15 protein-coding genes and 1 pseudogene are annotated in these 20,058 nt (G+C 50.9%); 7 read left to right on the top strand and 9 right to left on the bottom strand.

Features of this window, described 5'->3' with window-relative positions; translation table 11 throughout:
• The first annotated feature begins 109 nt into the window (after nt 1–109).
• Nucleotides 110–2,065, top strand: coding sequence for a S8 family peptidase (locus ACOXYR_RS21440; RefSeq protein WP_421356057.1), 1,956 nt, complete (start codon nt 110–112; stop codon nt 2,063–2,065).
• A gap of 93 nt (nt 2,066–2,158) precedes the next feature.
• On the opposite strand, the pseudogene ACOXYR_RS21435 reads toward ACOXYR_RS21440, so the two are convergent.
• From ACOXYR_RS21435 to rpmH, 6 genes and pseudogenes are all read right to left on the bottom strand, one after another.
• Nucleotides 2,159–3,377: pseudogene (locus ACOXYR_RS21435) on the bottom strand (tyrosine-type recombinase/integrase).
• Between the two features lie 243 nt (nt 3,378–3,620).
• Nucleotides 3,621–4,985 carry a tRNA uridine-5-carboxymethylaminomethyl(34) synthesis GTPase MnmE gene (gene mnmE, locus ACOXYR_RS21430; protein WP_350436822.1) on the bottom strand — a complete coding sequence of 455 codons (1,365 nt, stop codon included), beginning with the start codon at nt 4,983–4,985 and terminating at the stop codon, nt 3,621–3,623.
• A gap of 104 nt (nt 4,986–5,089) precedes the next feature.
• Nucleotides 5,090–6,733 carry a membrane protein insertase YidC gene (yidC, locus tag ACOXYR_RS21425; protein ID WP_015966613.1) on the bottom strand — a complete coding sequence of 548 codons (1,644 nt, stop codon included), beginning with the start codon at nt 6,731–6,733 and terminating at the stop codon, nt 5,090–5,092.
• A 2-nt stretch (nt 6,734–6,735) separates the two neighbouring features.
• Nucleotides 6,736–6,993, bottom strand: a complete 258-nt coding sequence (gene yidD / locus ACOXYR_RS21420) for a membrane protein insertion efficiency factor YidD (protein ID WP_015966614.1) — start codon at nt 6,991–6,993, stop codon at nt 6,736–6,738.
• Nucleotides 6,957–7,316 (bottom strand): ribonuclease P protein component, encoded by a 360-nt coding sequence (gene rnpA / locus ACOXYR_RS21415; RefSeq protein ID WP_014072458.1) that lies wholly within the window; start codon nt 7,314–7,316, stop codon nt 6,957–6,959. The genes yidD and rnpA overlap by 37 nt, the downstream gene beginning before the upstream one ends.
• Nucleotides 7,317–7,332: 16 nt before the next feature.
• Nucleotides 7,333–7,473 (bottom strand): 50S ribosomal protein L34, encoded by a 141-nt coding sequence (rpmH, locus tag ACOXYR_RS21410; RefSeq protein WP_000831330.1) that lies wholly within the window; start codon nt 7,471–7,473, stop codon nt 7,333–7,335.
• A 793-nt stretch (nt 7,474–8,266) separates the two neighbouring features.
• On the opposite strand from rpmH, the gene dnaA reads away from it, so the two are divergent.
• The 4 genes from dnaA to gyrB are packed head-to-tail and all read left to right on the top strand — an operon-like array spanning nt 8,267 to nt 14,285.
• On the top strand, nt 8,267–9,664 hold the full coding sequence (gene dnaA / locus ACOXYR_RS21405; RefSeq protein WP_108476260.1) for a chromosomal replication initiator protein DnaA: 1,398 nt from the start codon (nt 8,267–8,269) through the stop codon (nt 9,662–9,664).
• Nucleotides 9,665–9,668: 4 nt separating this feature from the next.
• The gene (gene dnaN, locus ACOXYR_RS21400) at nt 9,669–10,769 is read left to right on the top strand and encodes a DNA polymerase III subunit beta (RefSeq protein WP_108476261.1); all 1,101 of its coding nucleotides are present in this window, start codon (nt 9,669–9,671) and stop codon (nt 10,767–10,769) included.
• A complete protein-coding gene (gene recF, locus ACOXYR_RS21395; protein ID WP_113859110.1) occupies nt 10,769–11,842 on the top strand; it encodes a DNA replication/repair protein RecF in 1,074 nt (357 codons plus the stop codon). Before dnaN ends, recF begins: the two co-directional genes overlap by 1 nt.
• Nucleotides 11,843–11,870: 28 nt before the next feature.
• Nucleotides 11,871–14,285 (top strand): DNA topoisomerase (ATP-hydrolyzing) subunit B, encoded by a 2,415-nt coding sequence (gyrB, locus tag ACOXYR_RS21390; RefSeq protein WP_108476263.1) that lies wholly within the window; start codon nt 11,871–11,873, stop codon nt 14,283–14,285.
• 114 nt (nt 14,286–14,399) lie between these two features.
• Here gyrB and ACOXYR_RS21385 read toward each other — a convergent pair whose 3' ends face one another.
• Both ACOXYR_RS21385 and ACOXYR_RS21380 read right to left on the bottom strand, forming a co-directional pair.
• Nucleotides 14,400–15,665 (bottom strand): FAD-dependent oxidoreductase, encoded by a 1,266-nt coding sequence (locus ACOXYR_RS21385; RefSeq protein WP_421356058.1) that lies wholly within the window; start codon nt 15,663–15,665, stop codon nt 14,400–14,402.
• 9 nt (nt 15,666–15,674) lie between these two features.
• Complete coding sequence (locus ACOXYR_RS21380; RefSeq protein ID WP_421356059.1) at nt 15,675–17,306, bottom strand: PTS transporter subunit EIIC; 1,632 nt, start codon at nt 17,304–17,306, stop codon at nt 15,675–15,677.
• 267 nt (nt 17,307–17,573) lie between these two features.
• On the opposite strand from ACOXYR_RS21380, the gene ACOXYR_RS21375 reads away from it, so the two are divergent.
• On the top strand, nt 17,574–17,975 hold the full coding sequence (locus tag ACOXYR_RS21375) for a YidB family protein (protein ID WP_189624454.1): 402 nt from the start codon (nt 17,574–17,576) through the stop codon (nt 17,973–17,975).
• 121 nt (nt 17,976–18,096) lie between these two features.
• Nucleotides 18,097–18,909, top strand: coding sequence for a sugar-phosphatase (gene yidA, locus ACOXYR_RS21370; protein WP_189624453.1), 813 nt, complete (start codon nt 18,097–18,099; stop codon nt 18,907–18,909).
• Here the strand turns inward: yidA and ACOXYR_RS21365 are convergent.
• Nucleotides 18,906–19,967: an FAD-binding protein gene (locus tag ACOXYR_RS21365; RefSeq protein ID WP_421356060.1), complete on the bottom strand. Its 1,062-nt coding sequence runs from the start codon at nt 19,965–19,967 to the stop codon at nt 18,906–18,908. The two genes, yidA and ACOXYR_RS21365, sit on opposite strands and share 4 nt — an antisense overlap.
• Nucleotides 19,968–20,058 lie beyond the last annotated feature (91 nt).

The raw sequence follows: 20,058 nt of genomic DNA, 5'->3' as shown, positions 1-20,058 counted from the left end.
ATCGTGGGGGCAGGTCAAATATAATACACCGAAAAATAAATCACTGATTGAATCAATATCTGAAATTGATTATGGAGATATAAGTTCTTTATGGCTTTCTGAAAAGTCGTTGCCTTTAAATAAAGATTTAATTATAAATACTGAGATTTGGCTAGATATTTCAAGCATAGATTCAGATGTCTTAGAAGAGAAAATTCAAAATATTGCAACAACGTTAAACATAACAATAATGAACGGGCGGATTGTTTTCAGAGATAGATTGGTTAAGATTGTTTGTGCGTCTATAAATCAATTACAGCTTCTGCAAACAATGCTCCAACAAATAGCAGAAATTAGACCAGCAAATACGGTTAGTGTTGATTTCCTTGATTTAAAACCGATACAGCAATTTAAATGGACTCAAGATATTACATATACGCTTTCTGATAGCCAGATTCCCGTATGTATTTTAGATACCGGTGTAACTTATACTCATCCCCTTTTACAACAGTTCACGAATTCTAAATGCGTTATTTCTGCAGAGCCACATTGGAACCCTGATGATCAAAAAGGTCATGGTACGGGTATTGCTGGATTAGTTGTTCTTGGTGATCTAAAACATACATTACAATCATCTAATGTAGAAATAACAGCAAAAATTGAATCAGTTAAAATACTACCAGATGTAGGGTATAATGATCCTAAGCTTTATGGTTCTATAACTACAGATGCGGTTTATAGCATTGAGTCAATTGAACCGTCTAACAATAGAATTTATACGATGGCTGTAACATCAGAATATAGTCTAAGAGGAATACCGAGTAGTTGGTCAGCAAAAATAGATGAGCTTTCTTCTGGTACACCTGACGATGAATCTAGGCGATTATTCGTTATTTCAGCTGGTAATATGGAACCGCAATATATATCTGACTACCCTAATTCAAACATAACATCCTCAATTGAAGATCCTGCCAACTCTTACAATGCACTTACTATTGGATATTGGGCTAGTGAGAATAATATTCGTACTCCTGGATATGTACCTGTTGCTAAACTTACAGATTTAGGGCCCACAACTACAACATCTCTACGATGGTTAAGAAATTCACCAATAAAACCGGATGTAATTTTTGAAGGCGGTAATTATGGTTTTGATACAACCTATAATTTCCCTGCAGACTTAGAGGAACTTAGTCTTACAACAACTTCCAATCAAAGTAATTCTGGAATTTATTTTACAAAATTTGCAGAGACAAGTGCAGCGACAGCATTAGCTTCAGGGTTTATATCTAAAATATGGAGTAAATACCCTAACTATTGGCCTGAAACAATTCGTGCATTGATTGTTCATAGTGCAGAGTGGCCACAGGAGATTTATAATAGATTTTCGCCTTATAAAAACAAGCAAGATGTTGAAAATTTATTAAGAGCTGCAGGCTATGGTTACCCAAATTTGGTAAAAGCTATTTCAAGTGGTAATAAATCTGTTAATATGATTGTTGAGGATCAGCTACAGCCATATACTGAAGATGGGAAGCTTAATAAAATGGCACTCTATACATTACCATGGCCAGAAGATGTATTACTTCAGTTGGCTAGTGAGGATGTAAAGTTGAGGGTAACATTGTCATATTTTATTGAGCCAAACCCAGGGGAAAGAGGATGGCAGAACAAATATAAATATAGCTCATATGGATTGAGGTTTGATTTCAATAGTGCTGGTGAGGATTCTCAAGAGTTTGTATATCGGATAAATAAAAAATATAGAGATGAGATTGATGATGTTGATTCAGGAAATAGTGATTCAAACCAATGGTTTTTAGGGCAAAAATTACGGAGTAAAGGTTCAATTCACAGTGATGTTTGGTCTGGGACTGCTGCAGAACTCGCAGATAAAAAATATATTGCAATATTCCCTGTTAGCGGGTGGTGGAAAGAGTTAAAAAAAGAGAAGCGGCAATCTAGTATTGCTAGGTTTTCCTTGTTAATTTCAATTGAGACACCCTCAAATAATATTGAGATACAGAATAGAATTGAGCAGTTGATATCAATTGATACAAGTGTAACAAATTCAATAGGAATTTAAATCCCGAAACCAATCCCTTATCAAAGTATAAGGGATTGGTTTTAAAAATATTCATGTGAGCAATTTTCATGATGAGTTTTTTTGTATTCCAATTTATCTATTTATCTCATAAGCCTTCCCAAACTTACCGATAACCACCTTCCGCCCCTCCTCAATCTGCGCATCAACAAAGTCCGCCCATGACTGAAGCATCTCCCGGCGCTGATTCAGGTACTCTGCACGGTTGTAGACACCGTGAACGCCGCCGATCTTATGCGCCAGGCATTTCTCCACCCAGTCTGAGTTGTAGCCTTGCTCATGTAGCAATGTGCTGGCAGTACGCCGGAAGTCATGAATAACAAAATCCCTGACGTTCAGATCCAGCGTACGCACCGCGCAGTTAAGCGTTGTTTTGGAGATCGGGCGTCGGTGGTCGTTTCGGCTGGGGAAGACGTAAGGGGAATCTCCGGCTAGAAATTTTAGCTCTTCGCACATCGCCAGCGCCTGCTTTGACAGCGGAACAATATGCGGGTTATCCATCTTCATTCTTTCGCCGGGGATACGCCATTCCAGCGCGTTGAAGTTAACTTCACTCCATGTCGCTTCAATCATCTCCGATTTACGCACCATGCAGATGATCAGCAGGTGCAGGGCCAGCTTGTGGCGTCGGTTCATGTTAGAGGTGTAGATCCCCTGTAACAGGATGCCGATCTCTTCTGCGGTTAGCGCCACGTCGCGGCTTGTTGCTTGTGCGATATAACGGGCCTCGATAGCTGCTGCCGGGTTGTTGAAGATGATTCCCCTGGAAATCGCATAGGCCAGCATGCGTTTAAGCACGTTGCGCGTCAGTAGCGCGACGTGATCCGAACCTCGTTGTTTGATGCGGTCGAGCACGACCTGAATGTGGGCAGTTGTGAGTTCTTCGAGTTCCAGCTTCCCGATGATGGGAATAATGTCCTTCTCGATAATACGAGTGATGTTGCGCGGATCGCGGTTACTTTTTTCAACGATATCGGTCAGCCAGCGTTTGGCGAATGTTTGACTGTCGTTGGGTCTTTCTGTTTAAGCTTTTCTTCCTGCTTTTTCTGCGCGGGATTGATGCCATGGGCAACCATTGAGCGACACTTTTCACGCCAAAGCCGTGCTTCTGCAAGTGAGAAAGCCGGGTATTCGCCCAGCGTGATCTTTTGCAATTTGTTGTCAAAGCGGTAGCGGAAACGCCAGATTTTTCGTCCGGTGGGAAGAACTTCAATCACCAGTCCGTCATGATCGGCAAGTTGCCAGGGGTGGTTTCTGGGAGCAAGTGTGCGCAGTTTGTATCTGAAAGTGCCATATCTCACCTCCACAATGTGTCCATGAGAAGGCAGAGTTGAGCGTTTTTTGTGTCCATTTGATGTGATTTTTAGATCAAAAAACAAACAATGACACACGGGGAATTTAAAGATGGGCACAATTCAGGACACAAAAATCGCGGGTGAATCCGCACGACTATGGACGAGTACGGAAAGTAAAAACCCGCATTAACAGGCGGTTAATGCGGGTTAGTGAACGTTCATGGACGAAGATGGGCTAAAACTTACTTACCAATACAGAAACTCGAGAAAATCCGCCCCAGCAAATCATCGGAGGTGAATTCCCCGGTAATCTCGCTCAGGGCCTGCTGTGCGAGGCGTAGTTCTTCTGCCAGCAGTTCACCCGCCCATGCACCCAACAGTTGCGCCTTGCCCTGCTGAAGGTGCTCTGCGGCCTGTTCCAGCGCCTGCAGGTGGCGACGACGCGCCAGGAAACCGCCTTCCATATTGGTTTCAAAGCCCATACTCTCTTTGAGATGATTGCGCAGCACTTCCACGCCATCGCCGGTACGTGCGGAAAGACGAACCAGTGAGTGACCATTCACCTCACTCAGCCCCTGCGGTTCGCCGGTAATGTCTGCTTTGTTTCGTACTACGGTAATCGGTAGATTCGCTGGCAGACGGGCGATAAAGTCTGGCCAGATTGCTGCCGGGTCAACGGCGTCGGTGGTGGTGCCATCGACCATGAACAGCACGCGGTCGGCCTGTTCGATTTCCTGCCAGGCGCGCTCAATACCGATGCGCTCCACTTCATCACTGGCTTCTCGCAGGCCAGCAGTATCAATGATATGCAATGGCATGCCATCGATATGAATATGTTCGCGCAGTACGTCGCGTGTGGTGCCCGCGATATCGGTGACGATAGCGGCTTCACGCCCTGCCAGCGCGTTCAGCAGGCTCGATTTCCCGGCATTGGGACGCCCGGCAATCACCACTTTCATCCCTTCACGCAGCAGGCTGCCCTGACGCGCTTCGGCACGCACGGCGTCGAGATCGGTCATCACATTGTTCAGTTGCGCTTCGATTTTACCGTCGGAGAGAAAATCAATTTCTTCATCCGGGAAGTCGATGGCGGCTTCGACGTAGATGCGCAGGTGAGTGAGCGCTTCCACTAAGTGATTTACGCGAGCGGAAAACGCTCCCTGCAACGAGTTCAGCGCGGAACGCGCCGCCTGTTCTGAGCTGGCGTCGATCAGATCGGCAATCGCTTCTGCCTGCGCTAAATCAAGCTTGTCGTTAAGGAACGCACGCTCCGAGAATTCCCCCGGCTTCGCGATACGTACGCCCGGAAGGGTCAGAATTCGCTTGAGCAGCAGATCCAGAATCACCGGGCCGCCGTGGCCTTGCAGTTCAAGCACGTCTTCACCGGTAAAAGAGTTCGGGCCAGGGAACCACAGGGCGATGCCCTGATCGAGCGCGGTACCGTCGACATCTTTGAATGGCAGATAGTCGGCGTAGCGAGGTTTTGGCAGTTTGCCCAGCACGGCTTCAGCCACCTCACGCGCCTTCAGGCCAGAGATGCGCAGAATGCCCACACCACCGCGTCCCGGTGGGGTAGCCTGGGCGATGATCGTGTCGTTTTGGCTCATGATATGTCTCGTTCAATACAAATAAAAAAAGGCGGTCATGAGACCGCCCTATCATTATTGTTCCGATTGCCGGGTGGCGCTACGCTTACCCGGCCTACACCGAATCAGGAGCTTTTCTTCTCGCGGCTATGCAGGCCACGTTTCTCCAGACCACGGTAAATCAGTTGCTGCTGAATAATGGTCACCAGGTTGCTGACGATATAGTACAGCACCAGACCTGACGGGAACCACAGGAAGAACACCGTGAAGATGACCGGCATAAAGGTCATGATCTTCTGCTGCATCGGGTCGGTTACGGTGGTCGGCGACATCTTCTGAATGAAGAACATCGTTACGCCCATCAGAATCGGCAGGATGTAGTACGGGTCCTGTGCGGACAAGTCGTGGATCCAGAGTGCGAACGGCGCATGACGCAGTTCAACGGAGCCCATCAGCATGTAGTACAGCGCAAGGAAGATTGGCATCTGGATCAGCAGCGGGAAGCAGCCGCCCAGCGGGTTAACCTTCTCGGCTTTGTACAGAGCCATCATCTCCTGGCTCTGACGCTGTTTGTCATCACCCAGACGCTCACGCATCGCCTGAATCTTCGGCTGCAGCATACGCATCTTCGCCATGGAGGTGTACTGCGCTTTAGTCAGCGGGTACATGATGCCACGAACGATGAAGGTGATAACGATGATGGAGAAGCCCCAGTTACCCAGGAAGCTGTGGATCCATTTCAGCAGTTTGAACAACGGCTGAGAGATGAACCACAACCAACCATAATCAACGGTCAGATCCAGGTGCGGCGCAACGGCTGCCATTTTATCCTGAATTTCCGGGCCAACCCACAGGGTGCTGCCCAGCGTACCGGTTTGACCCGGCTGAATCAGCACTGGCTGAGATTTGTAGCCGATTGCTGCAACGCCATTACCGAGGTTAGCGGTATAGAAGTTGTTGGAGCCATCGTTACGCGGAACCCATGCTGTTGCAAAGTACTGTTGCAGCATCGCCACCCAACCGCCTTTGGAGCTGACGTTCAGGTTTTCGTTATCTGCAATGGTATCGAATTTGTATTTTTCATACTTCGCGTCAGGCGTGGAGTACGCGGCGCCGCGGAAGGTGTGCAGCGCAAAGTTGCTGCTGCCCGTATCGCGGTGAGAGGGCAGATTGATGGACTGCTTAAGCTGACCAAAGGTGGACAACTCTAACGGTTTCTCGCTGCTGTTCTGCACGCTGTAGCCCACATTCACCGCATACTCGCCCTTTTTCAGGGTGAAGGTTTTGGTGAAGGTGTTACCCGCTTTATCGGTATAGGTCATCGGGATAACCAGTTCGTTCTGACCATCGGCCATTACGAAAGTATCGCTGGTGACGTTATACAGCGGACGATCGCCATTTGCCGGGTTATCCGGGCCATCACGACCGGTCAGGCCGCTCTGTGCCTGATAGATAAACTGCGGCGTCGTTTCCAGTAACTGGAACGGCTCAGAAGATTTGAGTTCTTTCGGGTAAGCCAACAGGAGTGCCTGCTCAACATCACCACCACGGGTGTTGATGGTCAGCTCGAGCACATCGGTTTTCACCGTAATCAGTTTCCCCTGGCCACTGGCCGGTACGCCCTGGTCGGCGGCGCTACCCGCTGCGGTGGTCGTAGTCTGCGTGGTCTGCTGCTGAGGTTGAGGATTTTTATCCTGCTCCCAAGCCTGCCAGATCATGAAAGACACGAACAACAAAGCGATGATGAGAAGATTGCGTTGCGAATCCATCGTTAGTGTTCTCTGGTATTAAAAGGTCCGGGGGGGACGGGGTCGTCTCCACCTGGGTGTAAAGGGTGGCATTTTAATACGCGTTTCACTGTCAACCAACTGCCTTTTATCACTCCAAACCTGCGCAATGCCTCAATTCCGTATTGTGAACAGGTAGGAGTGAAACGGCAATGCGGCCCGAGTAGCGGACTAATCAGGCGTTGATAGACCCGAATGAGGGCTATCAGGAGCCGTGAGCCAGGCGACAATGGCGGCGCCATAATTTTTCCAACGCTTCCGAAAGAGCACGGTTATCGAGGTCTGCAACCCCCTTCTTCGCCACCACCACGAAATCCATAGACGGGAGTTCATGTTGACGTAAACGGAAGCTTTCACGCGTCAGACGTTTAATCCGATTGCGTTCATGCGCACGTTTAACATTTTTCTTGGCGACTGTAAGACCGATACGGGGATGCCCCAGCGAATTTTGGCGGCCGAGGATGGTGATTTGCGGCGTGCCAGCCCGTTGTGGCTGCTGGAAGACGAATGTGAAATGAGTGGGAGTTAACAAACGTAACTCCCTGGGAAATGCTAGCTTAACCACTCAGGGGTTAGCTTTATTACTTGGAAACGGTCAGACGAGCGCGGCCTTTAGCACGACGACGTGCCAGAACCTGACGACCATTTTTAGTAGCCATACGAGCACGGAAGCCGTGAGAACGGTTGCGCTTCAGTACAGACGGTTGAAAAGTGCGTTTCATGGCGATTTCTACCTAAACTTGAATAAATTCAATGGCTTTATTGGATATCCGCCCGAAAATCGAACGATGGACACCGAAGCCATGGGTGATTAAAGAGGCCGGATTGTAATAATTGTACACTCCGGAGTCAATTCTCTTTCCTTATTTACCGCGCAATTCACCACGTTTTTTTGTAGCGATTAGCACGGAAAATGAGCAACATCTGACGCCTGTTGGCACGTAGCATGCGCTGGGTCGGGGATTATACGGCCTGACCATTAAAGCGCAAGGATCATCCAGGATCTTTGTTAGATCATTTAAGCAAAAAATTGTCGTTACTCATTAATTTTTCCAATATGCGGCGTAAATCCCCCCTCCTTCTCTTGCGGATCGTTTACACTTAGCCGGTCTCGATCCTTCCTGTGGATAAATCGGGAAGAATCTGTGAGAAACAGAAGATCTCTGGCTCAGTTTAGGCTATGATCCGCGGTCCTGATCGGATCCACGGATCCTGAACCGGGAAAACACACTGAACGCTTCCGGTGTTTCTGGTTGCGGTACTGCCCACGGGCAGCCCGAGGTGTTTTGTGGAAAACCGCAAAGAGCGGTTCGCACGTCACCCTTGTGCATTGGGTCTTTTCGACGTGTGCCAATAATCACGAACTTTTTAATCTTATACACAGCACTATTCAGGCTGCATCTGCGGCTACTGAGTGAGTCCCCGACAGTTTATGTCAGGCAGGTTCATCAACAGCACCCTGACAGGGTCGCCTGAACGATGATGTGTATCGACTTTTTTCGAGTGGAGTCCGCCGTGTCACTTTCGCTTTGGCAGCAGTGTCTTGCCCGATTGCAGGATGAGTTACCAGCCACAGAATTCAGCATGTGGATCCGCCCGTTGCAGGCGGAACTGAGCGATAACACGCTGGCCCTGTACGCGCCAAATCGTTTTGTGCTTGATTGGGTAAGAGATAAATACCTGAATAATATCAACGGGCTGCTTAATGATTTTTGCGGTTCAGATGCGCCACAACTGCGTTTTGAAGTGGGTACCAAACCGGTCACCCATACCCTTAGAGAAACCGCGAACGTGGCGATCCCTGCCCAGGCGGCGCAGGTTCATACGCCACGCGCGGCACCCGCTCCTCGTCAGGGGTGGGATAACGTCCCGGCACCGGCAGAACACGCTTACCGTTCCAACGTCAATGTGAAGCATACCTTCGATAACTTCGTTGAAGGTAAGTCGAACCAACTGGCGCGTGCGGCGGCACGTCAGGTAGCGGACAACCCTGGCGGCGCGTATAACCCACTGTTTCTATACGGCGGCACGGGGCTCGGTAAAACGCACTTATTGCATGCGGTTGGTAACGGCATTATCGCCCGTAAACCGAATGCCAAAGTGGTGTATATGCACTCTGAGCGTTTTGTGCAGGACATGGTAAAAGCTCTGCAAAACAACGCCATTGAAGAGTTCAAACGCTACTATCGCTCCGTCGATGCCCTTCTTATCGATGACATTCAGTTCTTTGCCAATAAAGAACGATCCCAGGAAGAGTTTTTCCACACCTTTAACGCCCTGTTGGAAGGTAATCAACAGATCATCCTGACGTCGGATCGCTATCCAAAAGAGATCAACGGCGTGGAAGATCGTCTGAAATCCCGCTTCGGCTGGGGCCTGACGGTGGCGATTGAGCCGCCGGAACTGGAAACCCGCGTGGCCATTCTGATGAAAAAGGCCGACGAGAACGACATTCGTCTGCCGGGTGAGGTGGCGTTCTTTATTGCCAAGCGTCTACGCTCTAACGTGCGTGAGCTGGAAGGGGCACTGAACCGTGTGATTGCCAACGCCAACTTTACGGGCCGGGCGATCACTATCGACTTCGTTCGCGAAGCGCTGCGCGATTTGCTCGCGTTGCAGGAAAAACTGGTCACTATCGACAATATTCAGAAGACGGTGGCCGAGTACTACAAAATTAAGGTGGCGGATCTGCTCTCCAAACGGCGTTCCCGTTCGGTGGCGCGTCCGCGTCAAATGGCGATGGCGCTGGCTAAAGAGCTGACCAACCACAGTCTGCCGGAAATTGGCGACGCATTTGGTGGTCGTGACCATACTACCGTGCTTCATGCCTGCCGCAAGATTGAGCAGTTGCGTGAAGAGAGCCACGATATCAAAGAAGATTTTTCAAATTTAATCAGAACATTATCGTCGTGACGCTATGAAATTTACCGTAGAACGTGAACATTTATTAAAACCGCTACAACAGGTGAGTGGCCCGTTAGGTGGCCGCCCGACGCTGCCTATTCTCGGAAACCTGTTGTTGCAGGTGGCTGACGGTACGCTGTCATTGACCGGTACCGATTTAGAAATGGAGATGGTCGCTCGCGTGGCGCTGGTGCAGACGCACGAGCCCGGCGCAACCACCGTCCCGGCGCGTAAATTCTTCGATATTTGCCGTGGTCTGCCGGAAGGCGCAGAGATAGCCGTACAACTGGAAGGCGACCGTATGCTGGTGCGTTCTGGCCGTAGCCGCTTCTCGCTTTCCACGCTGCCTGCTGCCGATTTCCCGAATCTGGACGACTGGCAGAGCGAGGTGGAATTCACCCTGCCGCAGGCGACCATGAAGCGTCTGATTGAAGCAACCCAGTTCTCGATGGCGCATCAGGATGTCCGCTATTACTTAAACGGCATGCTGTTCGAAACCGAAGGTGAAGAGCTGCGCACCGTAGCGACCGACGGTCACCGTCTGGCGGTGTGCTCTATGCCGGTCGGCGAATCGCTGCCAAACCATTCGGTGATCGTGCCGCGTAAAGGCGTGATTGAACTGATGCGTATGCTCGATGGTGGTGATAACCCGCTGCGCGTGCAGATTGGCAGTAATAATATCCGCGCGCATGTCGGCGATTTTATCTTCACTTCCAAGCTGGTTGATGGCCGTTTCCCGGATTATCGCCGCGTATTGCCGAAGAATCCGGACAAACATCTGGATGCCGGTTGCGACATTCTCAAGCAAGCGTTCGCGCGTGCGGCCATTCTTTCCAACGAAAAATTCCGCGGCGTGCGTCTGTTTGTCAGCGAAAATCAGCTGAAAATCACCGCCAACAACCCGGAACAGGAAGAAGCGGAAGAGATTCTGGACGTCAACTATTCCGGTACCGAGATGGAAATTGGCTTTAACGTCAGTTACGTCCTCGATGTGCTCAATGCGCTGAAATGTGAAAACGTGCGAATTTTGCTGACGGACTCCGTTTCCAGCGTTCAGATTGAAGATGCTGCCAGCCAAAGTGCGGCCTACGTTGTCATGCCAATGAGACTGTAATGTCGCTCACCCGCTTGTTGATCCGCGACTTTCGCAACATCGAAAGCGCGGATCTCGCCTTATCCCCTGGCTTTAATTTCCTGGTTGGCGCAAACGGCAGTGGCAAAACCAGCGTGCTGGAAGCCATCTATACGCTCGGCCATGGCCGGGCGTTTCGCAGTTTGCAGATTGGCCGCGTGATCCGCCATGAGCAGGACGCGTTCGTGCTGCACGGGCGTTTGCAGGGCGAAGAGCGCGAAATCGCGATTGGCCTGACGAAAGACAAACTTGGCGACAGCAAAGTGCGCATCGACGGCACCGACGGTCACAAGGTGGCGGAGCTGGCGCTGCTGATGCCCATGCAACTCATCACGCCTGAGGGGTTTACTTTACTCAACGGCGGCCCCAAATACAGAAGAGCATTCCTTGACTGGGGATGCTTCCACAACGAAGCCGGGTTCTTTACCGCCTGGAGCAACCTCAAGCGCCTGCTGAAGCAGCGCAACGCCGCGCTACGCCAGGTCAGCCGCTATGAGCAGCTACGGCCCTGGGATAAAGAATTGATTCCCCTGGCGGAACAAATCAGCCGCTGGCGTGCCGAATACAGCACCGGTATCGCCGAGGATATGGCGGATACCTGCAAACAGTTTTTACCGGAGTTCTCCCTCACCTTCTCTTTCCAGCGCGGCTGGGAAAAAGAGACGGATTATGCCGAGGTGCTGGAGCGGAACTTCGAGCGTGACAGAATGCTGACTTACACCGCGCACGGCCCGCATAAAGCCGATTTTCGCATACGCGCCGACGGCGCGCCGGTGGAAGACACCCTGTCGCGCGGGCAGCTTAAGCTGCTGATGTGCGCACTGCGCCTGGCACAAGGCGAGTTCCTGACCCGCGAAAGCGGTCGGCGCTGCCTGTACCTGATAGATGATTTTGCCTCGGAACTTGATGACGCGCGTCGCGGGCTATTAGCCAGCCGCTTAAAAGCCACGCAATCACAGGTTTTCGTCAGCGCGATTAGCGCTGAACACGTTATGGACATGTCGGATGAAAATTCGAAGATGTTTACCGTGGAAAAGGGTAAAATAACGGATTAACCCAAGTTTAAATGAGCGAGAAACGTTGATGTCGAATTCTTATGACTCCTCCAGTATCAAAGTCCTGAAAGGGCTGGATGCGGTGCGTAAGCGCCCGGGTATGTATATCGGCGACACGGATGACGGCACCGGTCTGCACCACATGGTATTCGAGGTTGTGGATAACGCTATCGACGAAGCGCTCGCAGGGTACTGTAAAGACATCGTTGTCACCATCCATAGCGATAACTCCGTATCCGTACAGGATGATGGCCGTGGTATCCCAACCGGTATTCACCCGGAAGAGGGCGTGTCTGCCGCCGAAGTTATCATGACCGTTCTGCACGCAGGCGGTAAATTCGATGATAACTCCTATAAAGTCTCCGGCGGCCTGCACGGCGTAGGTGTTTCCGTGGTGAACGCCCTGTCGCAGAAACTGGAACTGGTTATCCAGCGCGATAACAAAGTTCACCGTCAGATTTACGCGCACGGCGTACCAGAAGCTCCCCTTGCCGTCACCGGCGAAACCGAAAAAACCGGTACCATGGTTCGCTTCTGGCCGAGCCTTGAAACCTTTACTAACGTCACCGAATTTGAGTATGACATCCTGGCGAAACGCCTGCGCGAACTGTCATTCCTCAACTCCGGCGTTTCTATTCGCCTGAAAGACAAGCGTGACGGCAAAGAAGACCACTTCCACTACGAAGGCGGCATCAAGGCGTTTGTTGAGTACCTCAACAAAAACAAAACGCCTATTCACCCGAATATCTTCTATTTCTCCACTGAAAAAGACGGTATCGGTGTTGAAGTTGCGCTGCAGTGGAACGATGGCTTCCAGGAAAACATCTACTGCTTTACCAACAACATTCCGCAGCGTGACGGCGGTACGCACCTGGCAGGTTTCCGTGCGGCGATGACTCGTACCCTGAACGCCTACATGGACAAAGAAGGCTACAGCAAAAAAGCCAAAGTCAGCGCGACCGGCGACGATGCGCGCGAAGGCCTGATTGCGGTGGTTTCCGTAAAAGTACCGGATCCGAAATTCTCCTCTCAGACCAAAGACAAACTGGTTTCTTCTGAGGTGAAATCGGCGGTTGAACAGCAGATGAACGAACTGCTGAGCGAATACCTGCTGGAAAACCCGTCTGACGCGAAAATCGTGGTTGGCAAAATTATCGATGCCGCGCGTGCGCGTGAAGCGGCGCGTCGTGCCCGTGAAATGACGCGTCGTAAAGGTGCGCTTGATTTAGCTGGTCTGCCGGGCAAACTGGCCGACTGCCAGGAGCGCGACCCGGCGCACTCCGAACTGTACCTGGTGGAAGGGGACTCCGCGGGCGGCTCTGCAAAACAGGGGCGTAACCGTAAGAATCAGGCGATCCTGCCGCTGAAAGGTAAAATCCTCAACGTTGAGAAGGCGCGCTTCGATAAAATGCTCTCTTCTCAGGAAGTTGCCACGCTTATCACCGCGCTCGGCTGCGGCATTGGTCGTGACGAATACAACCCGGATAAACTGCGCTATCACAGCATCATCATCATGACCGATGCGGATGTCGATGGTTCGCACATCCGTACGCTGCTGCTGACCTTCTTCTACCGTCAGATGCCAGAAATTGTTGAACGTGGCCACGTCTATATCGCGCAGCCGCCGCTCTACAAAGTGAAGAAAGGCAAGCAGGAACAGTACATCAAAGACGATGAAGCGATGGATCAGTATCAGATTTCCATCGCCCTGGACGGCGCGACGCTGCACACCAACGCGCACGCACCGGCACTGGCTGGCGAAGCGCTGGAAAAACTGGTTTCTGAATACAACGCCACGCAGAAAATGATTGGCCGCATGGAGCGTCGTTTCCCGAAAGCGATGTTAAAAGAGCTGGTTTATCAACCGACGCTGAACGAAGGCGATCTCTCTAACGAACAGACTGTGACCCGTTGGGTGAATGCGCTGATTACCGAGCTGAACGAAAACGAACAGCACGGCAGCCTGTGGAAGTTTGATGTGCGCCATAACAGCGAACTGAACCACTTTGAGCCGATTGTCCGCGTTCGCACGCACGGCGTTGATACCGATTATCCGCTGGATCACGAGTTCGTGGTTGGGCCGGAATACCGCCGTATCTGCACGCTGGGTGAGAAACTGCGCGGTCTGGTGGAAGAAGATGCGTTTATTGAACGTGGCGAACGCCGTCAGCCAGTTGCCAGCTTCGAGCAGGCGCTGGAATGGCTGGTGAAAGAGTCTCGTCGAGGACTTGCGATTCAGCGCTATAAAGGTTTGGGCGAGATGAACCCGGAACAGCTGTGGGAAACCACCATGGATCCGGAAAGCCGTCGCATGCTGCGCGTCACCGTGAAAGATGCGATCGCCGCTGACCAGCTGTTCACCACCCTGATGGGTGATGCCGTTGAACCGCGTCGCGCGTTTATCGAAGAGAACGCCCTGAAAGCGGCAAATATCGATATCTAAGCCGTTGGCAATCGCTTGGTGGCGCTGCGCTTACCGGGCCTACAGATAACATTGGTAGGCCGGATAAGGCGATAGCCGCATCCGGCAAACAATGCCGACACGAAACGCCTGAATTTATTCAGGCGTTTTTTTTGCTGCGAAAACCACCCCCTGCTTTTTCATCTGCTGGTGGAGTCCCTCAATCGAAATATCCGCCACCGCGCATTCCGCGTCCACCGCCAGTGAAGCCGCAATACCTGCAGCCTGACCCAGTGCAAAACAGGTCGGCATCACACGCGCGGAAGAGAGTGCGACATGGCTTGCCGATAGCGAACGTCCGGCAACTAACAGACCTTTGATGTTTTGTGGCACCAGACAGCGATAGGGAATGTCGTAACTATCAATCTTTCGCTCATGGCAGGCTTTTTCGCCCAGAGGGCTATGAATATCAATTTCATAATTCGTTTGCGCGATGACATCTTCAAAGCGACGCGCGTTGAGCAGATCGTCTTCTGTGAGCGTGTACCTTCCACAGATACGATGACTTTCGCGAACGCCCGTTTCGGCGGCGATATGCGACAAAATATAGTTTTCAAAGCCATTACGTTGCAAATAGTAGGCAACGGAAAATACCTGCTTTAGCCCCTCAACTTCCGCGTGGCTGCTGTCGGCAATCAACGCGCCGTTGCCTTTTACGCGCGTCATATTGACGATAAGCGTACCGTCAGGCTTTAACTCCCATAACAAGCGACGGCCCTGGGGAAGATCGGCCACGGTTTCATAGTGATAACATCCGTCAGGCAATTCTGCCTGTACCGGGCTACCGGTATTCTGCATCTGGAACATCAGGGTCATCGGCTGTGTTAAACCATCTTCATCGCGGCCGGTTTTATAAGGCGCGCCGGCGGCAATGGCGACTTCCGCATTCCCGGTGCAATCAATCACTACGCGGCCTTTTAGCGTTTTCAAGCCTTCCCGTGTTTTCACCACCACCCCTGTTACCGCACAGCCCACCATTAGCGGGGTGATGAAATCGGTGTGATAAAGCAACTGAATATTTTCCCGCTCGATCATCCTGTTCAAATGGTAGCGTAACAGCAAAGGATTGAACTGAATTTTGAGGTTTTCAGGCTGTGCATTTTGCAGTAAAAAATCGGGACGAATAGCGGCAATAATTTCGCGATAAATTCCGGTCAGATTACCAATCGTCATAAATATACTGACTGTACCGAGGGTCGCCATTCCGCCCGGTTGCCCGGAACGTTCAACCAGAATGACACTCGCGCCGCTACGGGCCGCAGAAATCGCTGCGGCGACGCCTGCGGGGCCGGCGCCGACGACGATAACGTCAGCCTGGGCATAATAAGGTGCCTCAAGCATAATGTGCGTTGTTTCTGACATCTTTTATCCTTACGCCGTCTCAACGACGCTATCAAAGGCATCGCGATACTCGCTTACGCGCATGCCAAAAATAATATGGAATTCATCGGGAGCGGGATGTGTCACGCCCAGCGCATCAGTGATGGTTTTCATTCCGCTCATATCAACCAACAGCGGGTCGTTAATTTTGATACGCAACCGTGAAATACAGTTGTTAATCTCCTTAATATTTACCTTACCGCCCAGTTTTCTCAGAATCTCTTTAGCAACCTCCTCGGTAGACGTATTTTGGCGCAAGAGTGTTGATGCACGAATTTCAAGCTCTTTTATCGCATCGGTATCGTCAGTCCCTTCGCGGCCCGGTGTGGGAATATTGAATTTCTCGATATACCATTTAAAGGTAAAGAGGTAGATAAAGAACAGTGCAATGCCGAGAAGAACAATCGGTATCCAGGTCGATTTGTGTCCCTGTAATATGCCGTTGAAGAGAATTTCGATTAATGTACTGCCGCCAAGATAAGAGGTATGTGTTACATCGAGAATTGCAAAAGAGAGCCCTTGCAAAGTACAGTCGATTAAAAATAATGGCGGTGCGAGAAACATATACATAAACGTAAATGGCTCGACGACGCCCGCAAATATTGCAGCGACGGCAGCGGAAATTGCGACTGTTTTTACGCGCTGGCGATCTTTTGCCGCCAGCCAGATACCGATTAGCGCGCCGGGAATACCAAATACTTTACCCGGTGTATCTCCCTGACCGAGCCATAGCCGGGTTATCTGATGGATATTCTCGTTAAAATCCGCAGTCGCCAGCGCTGCAACGGTGATGGCTTTTGTGCCAACGTACGTCTGTCCACCAATCTCAAGCGTTCCGCCGACCGGCGTGTAGTGCACCAGCGAATACCAGACATGCTGTAACCCGGTTGGCAACAGCAGTTTTTCAATAAAACCGAATACAAATGAACCGACCACTCCGGCTTTCGCCAGTGCTGAAGCCGCGTAATATAAACCATCACCAACCCACGGCCAGACAAAGGGAATAAGTAAACCAATGACTAATCCGCTCAGGCCGGAAAGTATAGGCGGAAGGTGCCGACCCTGATAAAACCCAAAGATTAACGGCAGCTTACGTGTACTGTTGTGATTCGTTATCGCCGCAGACAGCGCGCCGATCATAATACCGCCCAGCACACCGGTATCCACGGTTTGGATGCCCAGTACGACGTTTTGCATTGCCTGGCGCATCGCCATAGTTTGAGAAATTGCCAGCACATTATTTTGTGCATTTACGGCCACATCCGGTTTCAACAGCATTCCGGCTGCATTAAGCATTAATCCGGAAAAAACCAGCATAAAGATGTAGCCAATAAGTGCTGAAAGTGCGGCGGTTTCTTTCTTGCCTTTTTCCGCCATACCAATCGCGATAGAAAGGCAAAATATCAGCGGCATATAAGCAATAATCACCATCCCGGTTTGGGTCAGAAGGTTAGCGATAAATATAATGCCCGATGATTGTAGTAAGGGGAGATCGGCAGCGAAGTGGGGGTTTTTGAGTACCGCGCCTATTGATAATAATAATGCAAAGCAGCTCATTACTGCGACGGCAGGAATAAATGAGCGACCGAGCGCAGAGAAATAGTCCTGTAATTTCGCTCTCATGGGGTGATCCATTATTTGAGTGGTTAATATATGGCTGGCTATCTCATTTCTTATCTAAATAATATTTTTAAAATGGATGTCTTTCGCGTGCTAATATTTATTAGTCAAGAGTATCAACGCTGTCATTTATCGTAAAAGGGAACGTTCCCTTATTTCGTGGACGATCACAAAATTCGCATCAGACCGATTATCGACAATTGCCCGGCACAGTGCGCTCGCTGACCTATACTTCCTTCATCACATATTCACCACTAAAAGGAGTGGAAAATGGGGCTTTTTGATGAAGTCGTCGGCTCGTTTCTTAACGGCGACGCCGGGAAGTATCAGGCTATCCTGAACTGGGTGAACGAGCAGGGCGGAATTCAGGCGCTGCTGCAAAAACTGCAAAACGGTGGGCTGGGAGACATTCTGTCGTCGTGGATCAGCAATCAGCACAGCAACCAGCCGGTGAGTGGTGATCAGCTTGAATCAGCTCTGGGCACGCCAGCGGTTTCCGATCTCGGCCAAAAACTGGGCATCGATACCGGTTCCGCGTCGACTATGCTGGCAGAATATCTGCCGAAAATCATTGATGCGCTCTCGCCGCAGGGGGAAGTTGACCCGAAGGCGCATAACGATTTACTCAGCGCAGGAATGGATCTGCTGAAAAGTGGCAAACTTTTCGGCTAATCTCGCAACAAAAGGGGAGCTCGCCGGGTGCGTTGCATCCCCGTTTTAACCCGTCACGGCTGCTGTTTTTTGAGCGGAATCGCGTTAGCATGAGGAAGGACTCATCTAACCTGGGGTATTCATGGCTATCAAACTTATTGCAATCGACATGGACGGAACCTTGCTGTTGCCGGACCATACCATCTCTCCAGCGGTCAAAAAAGCGATCGCCGACGCCCGTGCGCGTGGCGTTAATGTGGTGCTGACCACGGGCCGTCCATACGCAGGCGTGCACAGCTACCTGAAAGAGCTGCACATGGAACAGCCGGGCGATTACTGCATCACCTACAACGGTGCGCTGGTGCAGAAAGCGGGCGATGGCAGTACTGTCGCGCAAACCGCGCTGGGCTATGATGACTACCGCTACCTGGAGCAACTCGCGCGTGACGTGGGCTCGCATTTCCACGCCCTCGATCGCAATACGCTTTATACTGCCAACCGCGACATCAGCTATTACACGGTGCATGAATCCTACGTTGCCACTATTCCGCTGGTCTTCTGTGAAGCCGAAAAAATGGATCCGGCGACGCAGTTCCTGAAAGTGATGATGATTGATGAGCCTGCCATCCTGGATAAAGCTATTGCTAAAATTCCGGCGGAAGTGAAAGAGAAGTACACCGTGCTGAAAAGTGCGCCGTACTTCCTCGAAATCCTCGATAAACGCGTCAATAAAGGCACTGGCGTGAAATCGCTGGCCGACGCGCTGGGTATCAAACCCGAAGAGATCATGGCGATTGGCGATCAGGAAAACGACATCGCAATGATTGAATTCGCAGGCGTTGGCGTGGCGATGGATAACGCCATTCCGTCAGTGAAGGAAGCAGCGAATTTTGTCACCAAATCTAACCTTGAAGATGGCGTGGCGTATGCCATTGAGAAGTTTGCGCTGAATTAATTTCGTACGCGAATATCGCTGATACGGCTGCGCATAATGGCCTTTCGCAAGCGCGGCTGTGTCAGAATTCTGGCTTTGATGATTTTTCCCAGCAGTTTCAGGCGCAGGCTGAACGTCGCGCGCGTATAGGCGCGGTTGGCGTCTTCACGTTGCCCCTGTAGAACCTGACTGAGCAACTCCGCACTATCCAGCGCATAACTGATCCCCTCCAGCGAACTGGCGCTGATAAATCCCGCCGCTTCGCCAATCAGAAATGCATTCTCGTTGCCGCACACAAAATCTCCCCAGCGCGAGGGAAACAGCACCGTACATTTCTCGCTTTTCACGGGTTCGCCGAAATGAAAGGCAAAATCTGTCATCTTCGCTTTCAGCGCCTCAAAGCGTGCCTGACCGTCTTTCATCGGATAAGCACCGCCAAAGATAAAATAGCCGTCTTTACTGATGCTCCACGAATAGCAATCCGTCACCGTGTTATCAAAAATGCAGGCGTAAAACGGCACGGCGTGCGCTTCAACGAACCACTGCTGGATGGCCACGTATTTGCGGATCTGGTGTTCGGGGTAAAGATGGCGGCGCACCAGAGAATTGGCCCCGTCAGCACCGACCAGATAGCGGGCGGTAATGTGCTGTTCCAGGCCGTCAGCCTGAAACGAAATGTGCCACTCGTCATCTTCGCGCCATACCTTTCGGCACAGTGTGTCGTGATGAACGGTCACCACGTCGGGAATTAACGATTTCATCCATAAATCAAACGCATGGCGATTAATATTGATATAGCTGCGCGGGTAATTGCGGGTGAGTCCGGCGGCCACATCGACGGTTTTAACGCTGAAAATCTGTGGGTTGGCGATCACCTTAACGGGAAGGGTAATACCGTCGCGAATAAACGCCCGTTGTGCATCCGGTGCCAGCAGGCCGCCGCAAGGTTTGGTGAAACCTTCGCTGCCGCACTGACGTTTTTTATCCAGCGCAATCACGCGCATTTTGCCTGCTAACTGGCGCGCCAGCGCCGAACCTGCGGGGCCTAAGCCGATAATCGCCACGTCGAAATGTGCCATTTTGCTGCTCGCCGTTGTTGAGATGGCGTTACGCTAAAGCCTGAAAGTGAAGTCCTTGTGAAGTATGATGACACAAATTGTCTCGTATCAG

It is taken from the genome of Pseudocitrobacter faecalis, from assembly GCF_965231525.1.
Classification (GTDB): Bacteria; Pseudomonadota; Gammaproteobacteria; order Enterobacterales; family Enterobacteriaceae; genus Pseudocitrobacter; species Pseudocitrobacter faecalis.
This window is presented reverse-complemented; position numbering and strand designations above follow the sequence as displayed.

What these genes read in the sequence shown, in the direction of transcription:
- mnmE (WP_350436822.1), bottom strand. Translation starts at nt 4,985, where the DNA reads ATGAGCCAAAACGACACGATCATCGCCCAGGCTACCCCACCGGGACGC.
- yidC (WP_015966613.1), bottom strand. Translation starts at nt 6,733, where the DNA reads ATGGATTCGCAACGCAATCTTCTCATCATCGCTTTGTTGTTCGTGTCT.
- yidD (WP_015966614.1), bottom strand. Translation starts at nt 6,993, where the DNA reads ATGGCGCCGCCATTGTCGCCTGGCTCACGGCTCCTGATAGCCCTCATT.
- rpmH (WP_000831330.1), bottom strand. Translation starts at nt 7,473, where the DNA reads ATGAAACGCACTTTTCAACCGTCTGTACTGAAGCGCAACCGTTCTCAC.
- dnaN (WP_108476261.1), top strand. Translation starts at nt 9,669, where the DNA reads ATGAAATTTACCGTAGAACGTGAACATTTATTAAAACCGCTACAACAG.
- recF (WP_113859110.1), top strand. Translation starts at nt 10,769, where the DNA reads ATGTCGCTCACCCGCTTGTTGATCCGCGACTTTCGCAACATCGAAAGC.
- gyrB (WP_108476263.1), top strand. Translation starts at nt 11,871, where the DNA reads ATGTCGAATTCTTATGACTCCTCCAGTATCAAAGTCCTGAAAGGGCTG.
- ACOXYR_RS21385 (WP_421356058.1), bottom strand. Translation starts at nt 15,665, where the DNA reads ATGTCAGAAACAACGCACATTATGCTTGAGGCACCTTATTATGCCCAG.
- ACOXYR_RS21380 (WP_421356059.1), bottom strand. Translation starts at nt 17,306, where the DNA reads ATGAGAGCGAAATTACAGGACTATTTCTCTGCGCTCGGTCGCTCATTT.
- ACOXYR_RS21375 (WP_189624454.1), top strand. Translation starts at nt 17,574, where the DNA reads ATGGGGCTTTTTGATGAAGTCGTCGGCTCGTTTCTTAACGGCGACGCC.
- yidA (WP_189624453.1), top strand. Translation starts at nt 18,097, where the DNA reads ATGGCTATCAAACTTATTGCAATCGACATGGACGGAACCTTGCTGTTG.
- ACOXYR_RS21365 (WP_421356060.1), bottom strand. Translation starts at nt 19,967, where the DNA reads ATGGCACATTTCGACGTGGCGATTATCGGCTTAGGCCCCGCAGGTTCG.